This is a genomic window from Streptomyces sp. NPDC045956, assembly GCF_056430705.1.
Map to the genome: position 1 here is coordinate 211907 of NZ_JBWKKZ010000006.1, position 15437 is coordinate 227343.

The 15437-nt window shown below is 71.1% G+C and carries 14 protein-coding genes and 2 tRNA genes; 6 read left to right on the forward strand and 10 right to left on the reverse strand.

From position 1 onward, the window contains the following. The first annotated feature begins 3 nt into the window (after positions 1-3). Together rsgA and AC07FV_RS17990 are read left to right on the forward strand one after the other, a co-directional pair. Positions 4-1017 carry a ribosome small subunit-dependent GTPase A gene (gene rsgA / locus AC07FV_RS17985; protein WP_479088291.1) on the forward strand — a complete coding sequence of 338 codons (1014 nt, stop codon included), beginning with the start codon at positions 4-6 and terminating at the stop codon, positions 1015-1017. Between the two features lie 148 nt (positions 1018-1165). Beyond that, positions 1166-1489 (forward strand): DMT family transporter, encoded by a 324-nt coding sequence (locus AC07FV_RS17990; protein ID WP_053136842.1) that lies wholly within the window; start codon positions 1166-1168, stop codon positions 1487-1489. 11 nt (positions 1490-1500) lie between these two features. Here AC07FV_RS17990 and AC07FV_RS17995 read toward each other — a convergent pair whose 3' ends face one another. Then, a complete protein-coding gene (locus AC07FV_RS17995) occupies positions 1501-2118 on the reverse strand; it encodes a TetR/AcrR family transcriptional regulator (RefSeq protein WP_479088293.1) in 618 nt (205 codons plus the stop codon). 251 nt (positions 2119-2369) lie between these two features. Here AC07FV_RS17995 and hisN point away from each other — a divergent pair, with 251 nt between their 5' ends. Both hisN and AC07FV_RS18005 read left to right on the forward strand, forming a co-directional pair. Further along, on the forward strand, positions 2370-3170 hold the full coding sequence (gene hisN, locus AC07FV_RS18000) for a histidinol-phosphatase (RefSeq protein WP_479088295.1): 801 nt from the start codon (positions 2370-2372) through the stop codon (positions 3168-3170). Between the two features lie 153 nt (positions 3171-3323). Next, positions 3324-3731: a CBS domain-containing protein gene (locus tag AC07FV_RS18005; RefSeq protein ID WP_479088296.1), complete on the forward strand. Its 408-nt coding sequence runs from the start codon at positions 3324-3326 to the stop codon at positions 3729-3731. An 87-nt stretch (positions 3732-3818) separates the two neighbouring features. On the opposite strand, the gene AC07FV_RS18010 is transcribed toward AC07FV_RS18005, so the two are convergent. Then, positions 3819-5270, reverse strand: a complete 1452-nt coding sequence (locus AC07FV_RS18010) for a catalase (RefSeq protein ID WP_479088298.1) — start codon at positions 5268-5270, stop codon at positions 3819-3821. Between the two features lie 144 nt (positions 5271-5414). Here AC07FV_RS18010 and AC07FV_RS18015 point away from each other — a divergent pair, with 144 nt between their 5' ends. Next, positions 5415-5831: a Fur family transcriptional regulator gene (locus AC07FV_RS18015; RefSeq protein WP_053136827.1), complete on the forward strand. Its 417-nt coding sequence runs from the start codon at positions 5415-5417 to the stop codon at positions 5829-5831. A 140-nt stretch (positions 5832-5971) separates the two neighbouring features. On the opposite strand, the gene AC07FV_RS18020 is transcribed toward AC07FV_RS18015, so the two are convergent. The 4 genes from AC07FV_RS18020 to AC07FV_RS18035 all read right to left on the reverse strand — a co-directional run bounded on the left by AC07FV_RS18020 (position 5972) and on the right by AC07FV_RS18035 (position 11345). Next, positions 5972-6045: transfer RNA gene (locus AC07FV_RS18020), tRNA-Met, on the reverse strand. Between the two features lie 102 nt (positions 6046-6147). Further along, complete coding sequence (locus AC07FV_RS18025) at positions 6148-7965, reverse strand: tetratricopeptide repeat protein (protein WP_479088300.1); 1818 nt, start codon at positions 7963-7965, stop codon at positions 6148-6150. A gap of 239 nt (positions 7966-8204) precedes the next feature. Beyond that, positions 8205-8278 (reverse strand) — tRNA-Met (locus AC07FV_RS18030). 97 nt (positions 8279-8375) lie between these two features. Next, the gene (locus tag AC07FV_RS18035) at positions 8376-11345 is read right to left on the reverse strand and encodes a UPF0182 family membrane protein (protein ID WP_479088607.1); all 2970 of its coding nucleotides are present in this window, start codon (positions 11343-11345) and stop codon (positions 8376-8378) included. A gap of 164 nt (positions 11346-11509) precedes the next feature. Here AC07FV_RS18035 and AC07FV_RS18040 point away from each other — a divergent pair, with 164 nt between their 5' ends. Beyond that, positions 11510-12052, forward strand: coding sequence for a PPA1309 family protein (locus AC07FV_RS18040; RefSeq protein ID WP_356604393.1), 543 nt, complete (start codon positions 11510-11512; stop codon positions 12050-12052). Positions 12053-12091: 39 nt separating this feature from the next. Here the strand turns inward: AC07FV_RS18040 and AC07FV_RS18045 are convergent, their stop codons facing one another. The 4 genes from AC07FV_RS18045 to AC07FV_RS18060 form a co-directional block, all read right to left on the reverse strand. Further along, a complete protein-coding gene (locus AC07FV_RS18045; RefSeq protein WP_479088302.1) occupies positions 12092-13186 on the reverse strand; it encodes a YlbL family protein in 1095 nt (364 codons plus the stop codon). 52 nt (positions 13187-13238) lie between these two features. Continuing rightward, positions 13239-13403: a hypothetical protein gene (locus AC07FV_RS18050; protein ID WP_479088304.1), complete on the reverse strand. Its 165-nt coding sequence runs from the start codon at positions 13401-13403 to the stop codon at positions 13239-13241. A 123-nt stretch (positions 13404-13526) separates the two neighbouring features. After that, on the reverse strand, positions 13527-13988 hold the full coding sequence (locus AC07FV_RS18055) for a molybdenum cofactor biosynthesis protein MoaE (RefSeq protein ID WP_479088306.1): 462 nt from the start codon (positions 13986-13988) through the stop codon (positions 13527-13529). A 185-nt stretch (positions 13989-14173) separates the two neighbouring features. Next, the gene (locus AC07FV_RS18060) at positions 14174-15295 is read right to left on the reverse strand and encodes an SDR family oxidoreductase (protein ID WP_366766114.1); all 1122 of its coding nucleotides are present in this window, start codon (positions 15293-15295) and stop codon (positions 14174-14176) included. Between the last annotated feature and the right edge of the window lie 142 nt (positions 15296-15437).

Below are 15437 nucleotides of genomic sequence, written 5' to 3' on the forward strand. Positions count from 1 at the left end.
GCCATGCGCCGCTACGGCAAGCACACCGACGAGGACGACATCCGTTCCCGCCCCAACCGCAAGGGCAACCGGCCGCGCACCCACACCCGGCCCAAGCACGAGGACGCGGCCGAGGGCCTGGTCCTCACCGTGGACCGCGGCCGCCTGACCTGCCTCGTCGAGGACCGGGTGATCATGGCGATGAAGGCCAGGGAACTCGGCCGCAAGGCCGCCATCGTCGGCGACCGGGTGGCCCTGGTCGGCGACCTCACCGGCAAGAAGGACACCCTCGCGCGCATCGTCCGCATCGAGGAGCGCAGCTCCGTCCTGCGCCGCACGGCGGACGACGACGACCCCTACGAGCGCGTCGTCGTCGCCAACGCCGACCAGCTCGCCATCGTCACCGCGCTCGCGGACCCCGAGCCGCGCCCCCGCCTGATCGACCGCTGCCTGGTCGCGGCGTTCGACGGCGGCCTCACCCCGCTGCTGGTGATGACCAAGTCGGACCTCGCCCCGCCTGACGAACTCCTGGAGCTGTACGGCGCGTTGGACATCCCCTACGTCGTCACCAGCCGCGAGGAGCTGGAGAACGGCGCCGCGGCCGACCTCGTCCGGGAGCACCTGGACGGCAAGATCACGGCCTTCGTCGGCCACTCCGGCGTCGGCAAGACCACCCTCGTCAACACCCTGGTGCCGGAGGACCGCCGTCGCGTGACGGGCCACGTCAACGCGGTGACGGGACGCGGCCGGCACACCACCACCTCGGCGCTCGCCCTGCCCCTGTCCTCGGACACGGGCGGCTGGGTCGTCGACACGCCGGGCGTACGGTCGTTCGGGCTCGCGCACATCGACCCGTCCCGCGTGATCCACGCCTTCCCCGACCTGGTGCCGGGCACCGAGGGCTGTCCCCGTGCGTGCAGCCACGACGAGCCCGACTGCGCGCTGGACGCCTGGGTCGCCGACGGACACGCCGACCCGGCCCGGCTGTACTCGCTGCGCCGGCTGCTGTCGACGCGGGAGCGGAAGGAAGGCGACTGACCTCCGCGTTGTTTGCCGTGCCGTGCCACCGGTAAGTGCATAATCGCACCAAGCCGGATCCAAGCCTGAGCAAAGCCGGACGTAGCGACCAAGTGAAGACGAGCAGGCGACGCGGCGGTCACGGTACGGGACTACGGGAGGACACGACATGGCGTGGCTGCTGGTCATAGTGGCCGGGGTGCTCGAGACCGGCTTCGCCGTCTGCCTGAAGCTGTCGCACGGCTTCACCCGGCTCTGGCCCACCATCGCCTTCTGCGTCTTCGCTCTGGGCAGCTTCGGCCTGCTGACCATGTCCCTGAAGAAGCTCGACGTCGGTCCCGCGTACGCGGTGTGGACCGGCATCGGCGCGGCCGGCACCGCCATCTACGGCATGATCTTCCTCGGCGACCTGGTCTCGACCCTGAAGATCGTGTCGATCAGCTTCGTCATCATCGGCGTGATCGGACTGCAGTTGTCGGGCTCGGCCCACTGACGCGTCCCCCGTCACACCGTCAGTTCGCGCGGCAGCACGGTGCGTACGAGTTCCCCGGCCCCTCCCTCGCCGGGTGGCGCCGCGACGCAGGACAACGCGAGCCGTACGGCCAGTTCGCAGGAGCGGGCCAGTTCGGTGGTGCTCGGCGGCGTGGGCGGGCCCGCGCCGTTCAGGGCGGCGACGGCACGGTCGCGGACGAGGGCGACGAGGTCACCGGGTGAGGGCAGCGGGCCGTCGGCGCGGAGCTGCGCCGGTACGGCGGAGGTGGACGGCACCGCCGTCAGGGCCGGGGCGGGCAGCCGTTCGCTCCAGCAGCCGGTGAGCATGGCCCGCACCAGGACGTTCTCGCGGGCTGCGGACGTGGTCCACTCGGCGGTGGCGGCGAGCCGCTCGCGGGGGTCGCCCGGGCCGCCGGACAGTGCGCGGTCCACCCCGGCCAGGTACCCGTCCGCCTCCCTGCGGACGAGTGCCCTGGCGAGGCCGTCCTTGCTGCCGAACTCGTTGTACAGCGTCTGCCGGGACACCCCGGCCGCCGCCGCCACGTCCACCATCCGCACAGCGGCCCACGGTCGGCGCGCCAACGCCGTGTAGGCGGCATCGAGCAGGGACTCCCGGGCTGCGGGCACCATCGCCTCCCTCGGGCCGAGCGACCTGGTGCCCAGATTTGACGGGTATGGGGGCACTGTCAAGGGTCCTCGCGCGGGAGAGGAGGCCCGCCACGCCGGGCCGGGCGGGCCCCTCCGCGGCGGCCCCCGTCCGCCCGCGTCCCGCCAACGCCCGGGCGGCGCCCCGCCCGACGCGCCCCTCCGTCGACCCGGCCCCGCTCGCCGCGCGAAACCCCTGGTGGCCCTGCCCCGCTTCCGGCAGATACCGTGACCGCATGGCCGACTACCTCGACGACCTCCGCCTCGCCCACGTCCTCGCGGACGCCGCCGACGCCGCGACGATGGACCGCTTCAAGGCCCTCGACCTGAAGGTCGAGACGAAGCCGGACATGACCCCGGTGAGCGAAGCGGACAAGGCCGCCGAGGAACTCATCCGCGGCCACCTCGCCCGGGCCCGGCCCCGTGACTCGGTCCACGGCGAGGAGTTCGGCGCGGCGGGCAGCGGCTCCCGCCGCTGGATCATCGACCCGATCGACGGCACCAAGAACTACGTCCGCGGCGTCCCCGTCTGGGCGACCCTCATCGCGCTCACGGAAGCCGCCGAGGGCGGTTACCAGCCCGTCGTCGGCCTCGTCTCCGCACCGGCCCTGGGCCGTCGCTGGTGGGCGGTGAAGGACCACGGCGCCTTCACCGGACGCAGCCTGACCTCGGCCTCCCGGCTCCGGGTCTCCCAGGTCTCCGCGCTCTCCGACGCCTCCTTCGCGTACTCCTCGCTCAGCGGCTGGGAGGAGCAGGGCCGGCTGGACGGCTTCCTGGACCTGACCCGCGAGGTCTGGCGCACGCGCGCGTACGGCGACTTCTGGCCGTACATGATGGTCGCCGAGGGCTCGGTCGACCTGTGCGCCGAACCCGAGCTCTCCCTCTGGGACATGGCCGCGAACGCGATCATCGTCACGGAGGCCGGCGGCACCTTCACCGGCCTCGACGGCCGCCCCGGCCCGCACAGCGGCAACGCGGCGGCGTCCAACGGCCGACTCCACGACGAGCTGCTCGGTTACCTCAACCAGCGCTACTGAGGGCCCCTCGGGCACGCCTCGAGCGCCCCGCTGCACACGCTCCGCGCCCTCTTGTTGACCTGTGCTTTACCTGCCACTCTGAGAGTCCCCCACTTGTGAAGTTGTGAATCCATGAACCAACTCATGGATCACCGGCAGGAGGTGGCTCCACCCATGCTCGTCCGCCAAGCCATGAGCACGGTCGTCCTCACCATCGGCCCCGCCCACACCCTCCGCCAGGCCGCCGCACTGATGTCCGCCCGCCGCGTCGGCGCGGCCGTGGTGCACGACCCCGACGCCGGCGGCATCGGCATCCTGACCGAACGCGACGTCCTCGTCTCCGTGGGCCTGGGCCAGGACCCGGACACCGAACGGGCACACGCCCACACCACCACCGACGTCGTGTTCGCCACACCGTCCTGGACGGTGGAGGAGGCGGCCCGGGCGATGGTGCACGGCGGCTTCCGCCACCTCATCGTCCTCGACCGCGGCGAGCCCGCGGGCATCGTCTCGGTCCGCGACATCATCCGCTGCTGGGCACCGGCGCGGCCGCGGCACGAGGAACCGGCGGTGACGGCCTGAGCGGACCGCGCGCCGACGACGAACGGGCCGGACCCCCGTTCCCGGGGATCCGGCCCACCGCCACGACAAGCGGTCCAGTGCTGGACGTCAGCCGCGCAGGGCCTGGACCGCGGCCTCCAGCCGCTTGCCGAAGTCTCCGTCGGCCTGACGGAAGTTGTTGATCGCGCGCTCGACTATGTCCTCGCGCGAGACCTGGGAGATGCCGCCCGCCAGGTTGGCGACCAGACGCTCCCGCTCCTCCTCCGCCATCAGGCGGTAGAGGTTGCCCGCCTGGACGAAGTCGTTGTCCTCGGCGTGCACGGGAGCCTCGGTGTTGCCCGTGACACCGGTGAGGGCCACCGGCTGCCACAGCGCCCGGTCCGTCTGGAACGGGCCGCCGAAGCTGTTCGGCTCGTAGTTCTTCGCGCCGCCGTGCCGACCGTCGTACAGGAAGCCGTCACGGGCGTGAGTGCGGGCCTCGGTGGCGTGCGGGCGGTTCACCGGCAGGTGGTCGGCGTTGATGCCGACGCGGTAGCGGTGGGCGTCGCCGTACGCGAAGAGGCGGCCCTGGAGCATCTTGTCCGGGGACGGGCCGATGCCGGGCACGAAGTGCGCCGGGGAGAAGATCGACTGCTCGACCTCGGCGAAGATGTTCTGCGGGTTGCGGTTCAACTCCAGCTTGCCGAACCAGACGATCGGGTAGTCCGCGTGCGGCCACACCTTGGTCAGGTCGAACGGGTTGAAGCGGTAGGTCGCCGCCTCGGCCACCGGCATGATCTGCACGCCGACCGTCCAGGACGGGAAGTCACCGCGCTCGATGGCCTCGCGCAGGTCGCGCTGGTGGGAGTCGGGGTCCTCACCGGCAAGCTTGGCGGCCTCCTCGGCGGTCAGGTTCTTGATGCCCTGGTCCGTCTTGAAGTGGTACTTCACCCAGAAGGCCTCGCCGGCCTCGTTGTTCCACTGGTAGGTGTGCGAACCGAAGCCGTCCATGTGCCGGTACGAGGCGGGGATGCCGCGGTCGCCGTGCAGCCAGGTCACCTGGTGCGTCGACTCGGGCGACAGGCTCCAGAAGTCCCAGACGTTGTCCGCCTCCTGGCTGCCCGTGTACGGGTCGCGCTTCTGGGTGTGGATGAAGTCCGGGAACTTGATGGCGTCCTTGATGAAGAACACCGGGGTGTTGTTGCCGACGAGGTCGTAGTTGCCCTCCTCGGTGTAGAACTTCAGCGCGAAGCCACGCGGGTCGCGGACGGCGTCCGCCGCACCCAGGTTGCCGGCCACGGTCGAGAAGCGGAGGAAGGTCTCCGTCTCCTTGCCGACCTCGGAGAGGAACGCGGCACGCGTGTACCGGGTGACATCGGCGGTGACCGTGAAGGTGCCGTAGGCGCCGGCGCCGCGGGCGTGCACGACACGCTCCGGGATGCGCTCACGGTTGAAGTGGGCCAGCTTCTCGAGAAGGAGCTGGTCCTGGACGAGCACGGGGCCGCCGGCGCCCGCGGTCTCGCTGTTCTGGTTGTCGGCTACCGGAGCACCGGCCTCCGTAGTGAGCGGTCCCTGAGTCACGTACGCCTCCTGCGCCAATCCTGCAAAACCTGTCCCTTGGCTAATGCCGGTCTCGATCCTACAATGGACATTGTCTAAGTCAAGTAAGGCTCCAAAGTCACACACGTTCGGGACCTGGTCCCCCTAGCTGTTAGGCTGGCCTCCATGAGTGACCTACTGGAACGGCTGCGCGGGCGCGGCTGGCGCATGACCGCGCAGCGGCGTGTGGTGGCCGAGGTCCTCGAGGGCGAACACGTCCATCTGACGGCCGACGAGGTGCACGCCCGAGCCGTGGACAAGCTCCCCGAGATCTCCCGGGCGACCGTCTACAACACCCTGGGCGAACTGGTCTCGCTCGGCGAGGTGCTCGAGGTCGCGACGGACAAGCGCGCGAAGCGGTACGACCCCAACGCGCACCGGCCGCACCACCACCTGGTCTGCGCCCAGTGCGGCGCGATCCGCGACGTCCACCCGACCGGCAACCCGATGGCCGACCTCCCCGACTCGGAGCGCTTCGGCTTCACCGTCTCGGACGTCGAGGTGACCTACCGCGGCACCTGCCCGAACTGCGCGGCGGCCTAGACCCCTTCCACGTACGAGTGAGCCCCGGCAACCTCTGGTTGCCGGGGCTCACTCACGTCGCGACCGCCGCTCGCGGCGCTCACTGCCGCCCAACGCGCCGAGGGCCGGAACCCTTTCGGATTCCGGCCCTCGGCCTTCAGTAGCGGGGACAGGATTTGAACCTGCGACCTCTGGGTTATGAGCCCAGCGAGCTACCGAGCTGCTCCACCCCGCGTCGATGAAGTGAACACTACGTCAACCCCTCGACCGGAGGCAAATCGCTTCCGCCCCGGCCGCGCCGCGCCGCCCCGCCGGGGCGGGGCGGCGGGGCCCGGCGTCAGGCCGACAGCTCCTGCCGCAGCGCGTCCCGCAGCCGGGCCGCCCGTTCGGCCACCTCCCGCGGGCCCAGCGAGACGGCCCGGTCGGCCCACCGCTGCCCCTCGGCCAGCTCGCCCCGCCGCGCGCAGACCAGCGCCAGCCGCAGCGCCGCCCGCCCGTGCCCCGCGTCGGCCGCACGGCGCCACCACACGACGGCCTCGGGCTCGCTCCCCTCCCGCGCCAGCAGCAGCCCGAGGTTGAACGCGCCGTTGCGGGACCCGGCCTCGGCGGCCTCCCGGTACCACCGTGCCGCCTCCACCACGTCGCCCCGGGCCGCGGCCAGCATGCCGACCCGCACCTGGGCGCGGCGGTGCCCCTGGGAGGCCGCACGCTCGTACCACTCCTCGCACTCGGACTTCTCGTGCGCCGGCTCGCCCAGCTCGTGGGCGGGCGCGGGCGGCCGGCGGGCGTCGAGCACCGTCGCCAGGCGGTAGGCGGCCTCCGCGCTGCCGCCCCCGGCCGCGCACCGCAGGAACCGCTCGGCGTCGCGCTCGTCCCCGGCACGCAGGCGCGCCATCCCGACCTGCAGGGCCGCCTCCGTGTGCCCGGCGGCCGCGGCCCGCTCGTACCAGCTCAGCGCCGCCCGCTCCTCGTCCCGTCCCGCGTGCAGGATGCCGAGGTTGAAGGCGGCGTCCACGCTGCCCGCCTCGGCGGCCTTGGAGAACCACGGCTCGGCGCCGGTCTCGTCCCCGCCGCGCAGCAGCAGGATCGCCAGCGCGTTGGAGGCCTCCCGGTGTCCGGCGTAGGCCGCCCGGCGGTACCACTGCTCGGCCTGCGTGGTGCGCCCCTGTTCGGCGCAGAGCAGCCCGAGGTTGTACGCCCCGTTGTCGTCCCCGGCGTCCATCGCCGCGCGGTACCAGCGCTCGGCGGTCTGCGTCTCGCCGCGCTCGGCGTGCAGCGCGCCCAGGGCGTTGGCGGCGTTGCCGTCGCCGTCCTGGGCGGCCCGCAGCCACCACACGGCGGCGCTCTCGACGTCCCCGGCGTCCCGGAGCAGGAAGCCGAGCGCGCAGGCCGCGCGGGCCTCGCCGTCCTTGGCGGACGTCAGGTACCAGCGCCCGGCCTCCTTCAGCTCGCCGCGCTTCTCGAGGATCGTCCCGAGGTGCAGGGCGGCTCGCCGGTGACCGCGCGCGGCGGCCTGCCGGTACCACTGCTCGGCCTCCTCGGACGCCGGGGCTCCCGGCCCGTCCTCGGGGTCCCGGTCCGGACGGGCGGCACGGTCCAGCGACCGGGCCAGCCGGTAGGCGGCCTCCCGGTGCCCGCGTTCGGCCGCGGCCCGCATCCACCGCTCGGAACCGGCCCCGTCGCCCCGGTGCTCCAACAGGTCCGCGAGCGCGTAGGCGCCCAGCACGTGCCCCTGTTCTGCGGACTGGCACAGCCAGTACTCGGCGGCGGGCTCGTCCCCGCGCTCGCGGAAGTGCCGCCCCAGGGCGTGCGCGGCCGCGGCGGACCCGGCGACGGCGGCGATCCGCCACCAGCCGGCGGCCTCGTCCGCGTATCCGCGCTGGTGCAACAGGACGCCGAGGTTGTTGGCGGCGGCTCGGTCGCCGGCCGCGGTGGCGGCGCGCAGGTGGGTCTCGGCGCCGTCGAAGTCGCCGCGGCGCAGCAGCATCGCGCCGAGGACACTCATCGCCTCGACGTCACCGGCATCGGCGGCGATCCGCCGGCGCACTTCCTCGGCGGCCTCGTCGGCGACTTCCTGAGCCTCGTCCGCGGTCTCCTCCTGACCTGACGGCTGGGCAAAACGCCCTGTGCCGAACAGATTTGCCATGTCCCCCATAACGTCCATCGTCGCACCACCTGCAACCTGGGTACATCCGGTATACCGCAGCCAGTGAGGTCACTTCAGCGTTTTGTCGACATGCCCACAGGGAGACAAGTCAAACACAGATGGGCCCAACTCCCCTTGGCGGCGCGGCCCTCACCCTCGTCGGCACATGCGTTCGCACATCACGAAGGCCCGGATTCCTTGTGGAATCCGGGCCTTCGTGGTCGCTCGCACGTAGCGCTCGACTTCAGTAGCGGGGACAGGATTTGAACCTGCGACCTCTGGGTTATGAGCCCAGCGAGCTACCGAGCTGCTCCACCCCGCGCCGTTGTGTTCACTACCGTATCACGGCGCGGGGTGGGCTCTGACCAGGTCGAACGTCCGGCCCGTGCGGGGCACGGAGTCGACTCGGGGCAGCGCCGTCAGCCGCTGTCCGAGCCCCCGCCGGCGTCACCGCTCGGTGAGGAGCTGGGACTGGCCTTGCCGTCCTCGCCCTTGTCCCCGTTCTTGCCGCCGCCGCTCTCGTCGGCCTTGGCCTGTGCGTCCTCGGCCCGCCGCAGCGCCTCCTCCAGGTCCTTCTGCGCCTCGGCGTACGCGGCGAGGTCCTTCTGCTCCAGAGCCGTCTGCCCGGCGTCGAAGGCCTCCTGCGCGTCGCTCAGCGCTTCCCGGACCGTCGGGTTGTCGGACGCCGGTGGTGGCTCGGTCGTGTCCTCGCCCTCGTCCGCCGGTGGATCGGTCTCGGCGGCCTGCGCTCCGAAAACCTTGTTGAGGGCTTCGTCGAGGGTGTTCTCGAAGGCGGTGTTGCCCCCGTAGCTCACCAGCACCTTGCGCAGCAGCGGGTACTTGAGGTCGCCACCGCGGACGTAGACCGGTTCCACGTAGAGCAGTCCGCCGTCGAGCGGCACCGTCAGCAGATTGCCGTACTCGACCTCCGAGTCGCCGCCTCTCAGCAGCCTGATGGACTCGGCGATGTCCTGTTCGGAGTTGAACTGGCTCTGGACCTGTTTGGGTCCGTCGACGGTCGTGCTGGTCGGCAGTTTCAGGATTCTGATCTTGCCGTAGCCCTCCGTCCCCGCTTCCGCGTCGACCGCCATGAACGCGCTGAGGTTGTCACGTCCGTTGGGTGTGAAGGTCGTCGTGAGCGAGAACGCCTGCTGCTGCTGGTCGGGCATCTTCATGCTCAGGTAGTACGGCGGTACCGCGTCGCCCGACTTGTTGGTCGGGTCGTCCGGCACCTGCCACACCTCGCTGCCGCTGAGGAACGTGTTGGCGTCCTTCACGTGGTAGCGCGTGAGCAGCTCGCGCTGGACCTTGAACAGGTCCTGCGGATAGCGCAGGTGCGCCATCAGCTCGCCCGAGATCTCGCCCTTGTCCTTCACCGTGTTCGGGAACGCCTTCATCCAGGTCTTGAGGACCGGGTCCTTGGTGTCCCACTGGTACAGCTTGACGTCGCCGCTGTACGCGTCGACGGTCGCCTTCACGGAGTTGCGGATGTAGTTGACCTGGTTCTGCTGGGCCACTACCGCGCGCGAGTTGTTGTTCGCGGTCAGCGAGTCCGCCGTGGTGTCGCCCAGCGTCGTACGGGACGCGTACGGATAGCCGTTCGTCGTCGTGTAGGCGTCGACGATCCACTGGATACGGCCGTCCACCACCGCCGGGTAGGCGTCGCCGTCGATGGTCAGCCACGGGGCGACCGCCTCGACGCGCTCCTTGGGCGTGCGGTTGTAGAGGATCTTCGAGCCCTCGCCGATCGCGCCGGAGTACAGGATCTGCGGCTCGCTGAACGCCGCCGCATACGCTGCCCGGTTGATCGGATTGGAGAGGTCGACGCCGCCGTCGCCCTTGTAGCTGAACGTCTTCTCGCCGGTGTCGTCGGAGTAGTCGATCTCCTTCTGGGGACCGCCGACGATCGAGTACGTGGTGGTCTTCTCGCCGTAGTACACCCGCTGCTCGTAGGTGCCGAGGTCGCCCTCGGACGGCAGGTCGGACTCGGTGAACACCGGGCGGCCCTCGGGGTCGACCTCGGTGCCCTTGGCCGCGACGACGCCGTAGCCGTGGGTGTAGCGGAAGTGGTTGTTGATCCAGTTCTTCTTCGGGATCCCGGCGAGGTTCAGCTCGCGCAGACCGATGACCGTGTCCTGGTCCTTGCCGTCCTTGGCGTAGCGGTCGACGTCCAGGTTGGTCGGGAACGCGTAGTAGTTACGCATCTGCTGGAGCTGCTGGAACGTGGGCGAGACGATGTTCGGGTCCATGATCCGCACGGAGGCCGCGGCGTCCGCGTCGTCCCGGAGCTTGGTCTTGTCCTTGGTCTCGCTCCGGCCCGGGTACTCGGCGACCTGGGTGCCCTCGATGCCGTAGGCGTCGCGTGTCGCCGTCAGGTTCTTCTCGACGTACGGCGCTTCCTTGGCCTGCTCGTTCGGCTGGACCTGGAACTTCTGGACGAGCGCCGGGTACAGACCGCCGATGAGGATCGCGGAGAGCACCATGAGGCCGAAGCCGATCACCGGCAGCTGCCAGGTGCGCCGCCAGATGGTGGCGAAGAACAGCAGCGCGCAGATGACCGCGATGCAGAACAGGATCGTCTTGGCCGGCAGGTAGGCGTTGGCGTCGACGTACCGCAGGCCGGTCCAGTTGTCGGTCGCCTTGAAGTCGCTGGACTTCACCGCCAGCCCGTACCGGTCGAGCCAGTACGCGACGGCCTTGAGGGCGACGAAGATGCCGAGGAGCACCGAGAGGTGCCCGGTGGCCGCGGCCGTGGCGCGCGCGCCGGGGCTGGTGACGCGCAGCCCGCCGTACAGGTAGTGGGTGAGCGCGGCCGCGATCACGGAGATGATCACGGCGGCGAAGCCGAAGCCGAGCAGGAACCGGTACCAGGGCAGGTCGAAGGCGTAGAAGGCGACGTCCAGCTTGAACTGGGGGTCCTTCTGCCCGAAGGACACGCCGTTGACCCACATCAGCCAGGTCCGCCACTGGCCGGACGCCGAGGCGCCGGCGATCAGGCCGACCAGGGCGGTGATGCCGAAGAGCAGCCACTTCTTGTACGGGGCGATGCCCATCCGGTACCGGTCGAGGTTCTGCTGCTCCATCGACATGGCGCTCAGCGGCGGCCGCAGCCGGTGGGCCAGCCAGATGTTGAACCCGACGGCGACCGCCATCAGCAGGCCGAACACGAAGAACAGCCCGATCTTGGTCCACAGGGTCGTCGTGAACACCGACGAGTAGTGGACCGACCGGTACCAGAGCCAGTCCGTCCAGAAGCCCGCGAACATGGTGAAGGCCATGCCGAGCACGGCCAGGACACCGAGTGTCATGAGCAGGGTTCGGACACGCCGGGACGGGCGGCCCACTCTGATCCGCGGCCCCGTCGGGGGGCCTCCGCCGCGGTCCGGCATCTGGAAAGCCAAGGTGCGCACCTCGAAGTTCGCTGTTGATCCGTCAGGCCCTCGGGTTCGCGGGCCCCCCGTGCGCCCCCGTGATCGTGGGCCCACACATATGCAACTTACTCATCGTTTACTCGGTTCCCGATTCGGGCCAGTAACGAGGCAGGATTGTGACCATGTCCAACACCCCCATGGCAGCGAGCCCCCTCACCCGGGCCGTACTCGAGATCGACGAGTACGTCTCCGGCCTCGGCTGGGACCAGCCCGCACGCCTCTTTGCACTTGTCGACACCGCCCGCCTGACGGCGGACCAGCCCTCGCTCGCGGACCGGCTCGGTCTGCAGGCCGAGCCGGAGAGCTCCGGCCTGACCCCGATCGAGCAGGACGAGATTCCAACGGACCAGCCGCTCGACGAGTTCCTGGGCACCATCGCCTGGCCCGACGCGGTGGTCGGCTGCGCCCTCGCCGTCGAGCGCCTGATGCTGCCGCCCTCCGCCGAGGCCCAGGTCCCCCAGGGGCTGAACGAGACGAAGCTGGCGCAGTGGGTGGCGGAGCACCCGGACCGCCAGGAGGTCCGCATGACGGTCGCGGTGCTGCGCGACGGCAGCCGCGACTCGGCCCTGCGGCTGCGGGAGAAGGACACGGCCACGGAGGTGCTCACGGGCTCCGACCTGGTGCCGGGTCTGGCCCAGGCTCTGACGGCGACCTTCGAGGAGTAAGGGGACCGGCCCCGACGGGGCCGGCGAGCATCGGGCCTGTCAGCCCTCCGCGCACTCGGGCAGGTCCGCCGTCCTGTCCGCGCGGATGTCCCCGAGCGCGCCGAGGGCGTCGTCGATGGTGTCCACCTTCACGAGGGTGAGCCCGTCGGGGATGTCCTCGGCGGCGGCCGCGCAGTTGTCGGCGGGCGTCAGGAAGTACTTGGCCCCCTTGGCGCGCGCGCCGATGGTCTTCATCCCGATGCCGCCGATCGGGCCGACCTTGCCGTTGTCGTCGATCGTGCCGGTACCGGCGACGAACGTGCCGCCGGTGAGGTCGCCCGGCGTGAGCTTGTCGTAGATGCCGAGGGCGAACATCAGGCCGGCGCTCGGGCCGCCGACGTCGGCCAGCTTGATGTCGATGGAGAACGGGAACGTGTGGTCGGTTCCCGCGGAGATCCCGACGACGGCGCGCTTCTCGCCCGCGTCGTCGGAGGTCTCGGTGGTGATCGTGACCTTCTCGGTCTTCGTGGGTGTCCGCTTCTCCTTCTCCGCGGCCGCCTGCTCCGCGGCGGGCACGATGGTGAAGACGACGTCCTGTCCGGGCTTGTGCTCGGTCACCAGGTCGGCGACGTCTCCGGGCTTCCCGACGGTCTTCCCGTCCACGGCCTTGATCACGTCACCGGCGTGCAGCCGGCCCTCGGCCGGGGAGTCCTTGACCACCGTGGAGACGACCACCCAGGACTTCACCGGGATGTCGAGCGCCTTGAGGGCGGCGACCTTGGCGCTCTCCTGGGACTGGCTGAACTCCTCGGCGTTCTCCTGGGTGGCCTCTTCCTCCGTCTTGCCCTCCGGGTAGAGGGTGTCGTGCGGCACCACGCGGTTGTCGTGCGCCAGCCAGCCGTAGACGGCTTCCACGAGGTTCATCTTGTACTCGGCGCTGGTGACCCGGACGGTGGTCATGTTCAGGTGGCCGCCGGCCTCGTAGGTCTTGTGTCCGGAGATCTGCAGCACCGGTTCGCCGTCGTGGTCGCCCAGGGTGTTCACCGTCGGCCCCGGGGACATCTCCGAGTACGGCACGGGGATGAACACACCCGCGCACAGGAGCGCGATCAGCATCAGGGTGGAGGCGAGCATCGTCGCGGTGCGGCGTGGCATGGCACGACAGTACGGGACGGGGCTGTCGGAACACCGTCAGGGCGGTGCCAGGTCAGGCGCCGGTGCGGGCCCGTTCCATGGCCTCGCGGAACCGGGCGTACCCGTCCAGTTCGGGACCGTCGCCCCGTGCCTTGCGGGTCCGGTTGGCCCAGCTGCCCCACAGACCCGCGCCGATGGCGGCGAACAGCGGAATCAGCAACCAGGCGAGCGCTGCCATGCCGACCTCCCAACCCCATGAGCTCCGCGACTGACTGATCAGCAGATTAACCATCCGCAGTGACAACGCTCACGCCGGGGGTCCGGTTACGCAACCGGAGGTACGCAGGTGACGGTGGTGCCGTCAGCAGGCGCCCACCCACTCCTCGGTCCCGTCGGAGAACGTCTGGTGCTTCCAGATGGGCACCTCGTGCTTCAGGTCGTCGATCAGCTGCCGGCACGCGTCGAAAGCCTCCCCCCGATGCGGGCAGGCCACGGCGACGACGACGGCGAGGTCGCCCACCTCCAGGTCCCCCACCCGGTGGACGGCGGCGAGCGCCCGTACGGGGTGCTTCGCGACGACCTTCTCGGCGATCCGCCGCATCTCGGCCTCGGCGCTGGGGTGGCAGGAGTACCCGAGGCGGTCGACGTCGGTGCCCCCGTCGTGGTTGCGCACCGTCCCCACGAACAGGGCGGTGCCGCCGGCCGCGTCGTCACCGACGGCCCTGAAGACCTCGTCCACGGAGAGTGGGGTCTCCCGGATGCCGATCAGCTTGACGGGGTCCGGGGCGGCCAGCTCGCCCGGGTGGTCGCTCGTGGTTGCCATGCGTCCATCGTGCCCCACGGGGCGGACGGCGCGGAATAGCGTCATCACCCGGCACGCGCGCGTACCGCTTTGGAGCCTCCTACAGGGACGGGCCCGTGGCGGACCGGGCGGGCGGCCCGCGCAGGCGTACGGGACAGGCGTACGGGGCGAGCCGGGGCGGGAAGACCGGGGCGGGCCGTGCCCGCTCAGATCCGGCGCCGCGCCTTGCGTGCCCGTCGTACCACCGCCGCCGCGCCCAGCAGCGCCACCGTGGCTCCCGCGGCGCCCGCCGCCGTCGCGTCCTTGCGGCCGAGGCGCCGCCCGGCGACGGTGTGCCGCCCGGAGACCTCCTCCAGCAGCTCGGCGAGGACCTCCTCGTTGGTGTACTTCGGCCGCCACCCGGCGTCGTGCAGCCGGCTGCCGCTCACCACCCAGGGGTACATCGTGTACGCCAGGTCACCGGCCGGTGAGGGCGTCAACCCGATCCGGTGCAGCCGGGCCGCCGCGCCGAGCGCGACCGCCGACGGCAGCTCCATCCGCCGGACCCCGCTGAGCTCCTCGACCTCCTCCTGCTCCAGCCATCCGTCGCACCCGACGGCCAGTTCCCCCTCGGCCTTCTCCAGGACGGCGTACTCCAGGGCGCTGCACAGATCGTCCACGTGGCAGAACTGCCAGGCCGGCCGCGACCCGGCCACGACCAGCAGCCGAGGCGACTCGAAGTACCTGGTCAGCGCGGTGTCGACGCCTCCGACCAGGACCGCCGGGCGGACGACGGTCACGTTCAGCCCGGGGTGCGCCCGCGGTGCGCGCCGGGCGAGCCGCTCGATCTCCAGCAGGTCTCCGACACCCGTCGCCTCGGCCGTGGCGCGCAGTTCGGCGTCCTCGGACAGCGGCAGCTCGTTGTCCGGGAGGGCGCCGTAGACCATCGCCGAGGTGCACAGCACGACCCGGTGCACGCCGGCGGCGGCGGCCGCGGTCAGGACGGTCTGCGTCCCCCGGACGTTGTAGGCCGTCCGGGCGGCGGCGTCCGTCTCCAGGTCGAGGTCGAGCGCCAGGTGCACCACCACGTCCGCGCCGCGCAGCTTCTCGGCGATGGCGGGGTCCCGCACGTCCAGGATCTGCCACTGTGCCGCCGCGCACTCCCCCCGCCGTTCGTCGATGGCCACGACCTGTCTGACCTCGTCGGACGCGGCGAGCCGCTCGGTGAGCAGCGCCCCGACCCCGGAGGCGGCACCGGTGACCGCGACCACGGGTCCCCGCGCGCCGGGGCGGGTGGAACTGGTTGACTGGTTTCGCGCTGCGCGAACCTGCGGATCTGGGGAACTCACCGGGCGTCTCCAGCGGTTGTCTTCAGTACGGGCGCGCTCGACGCGTACGTACCAGGTGGCATCCATCCTGCCGCAGGCCGTCAGTCGGCGAAGCACCGAGGCCCGAACCGCTCCAGGTGTCTACGCTGGGTGTGAAAGTCGG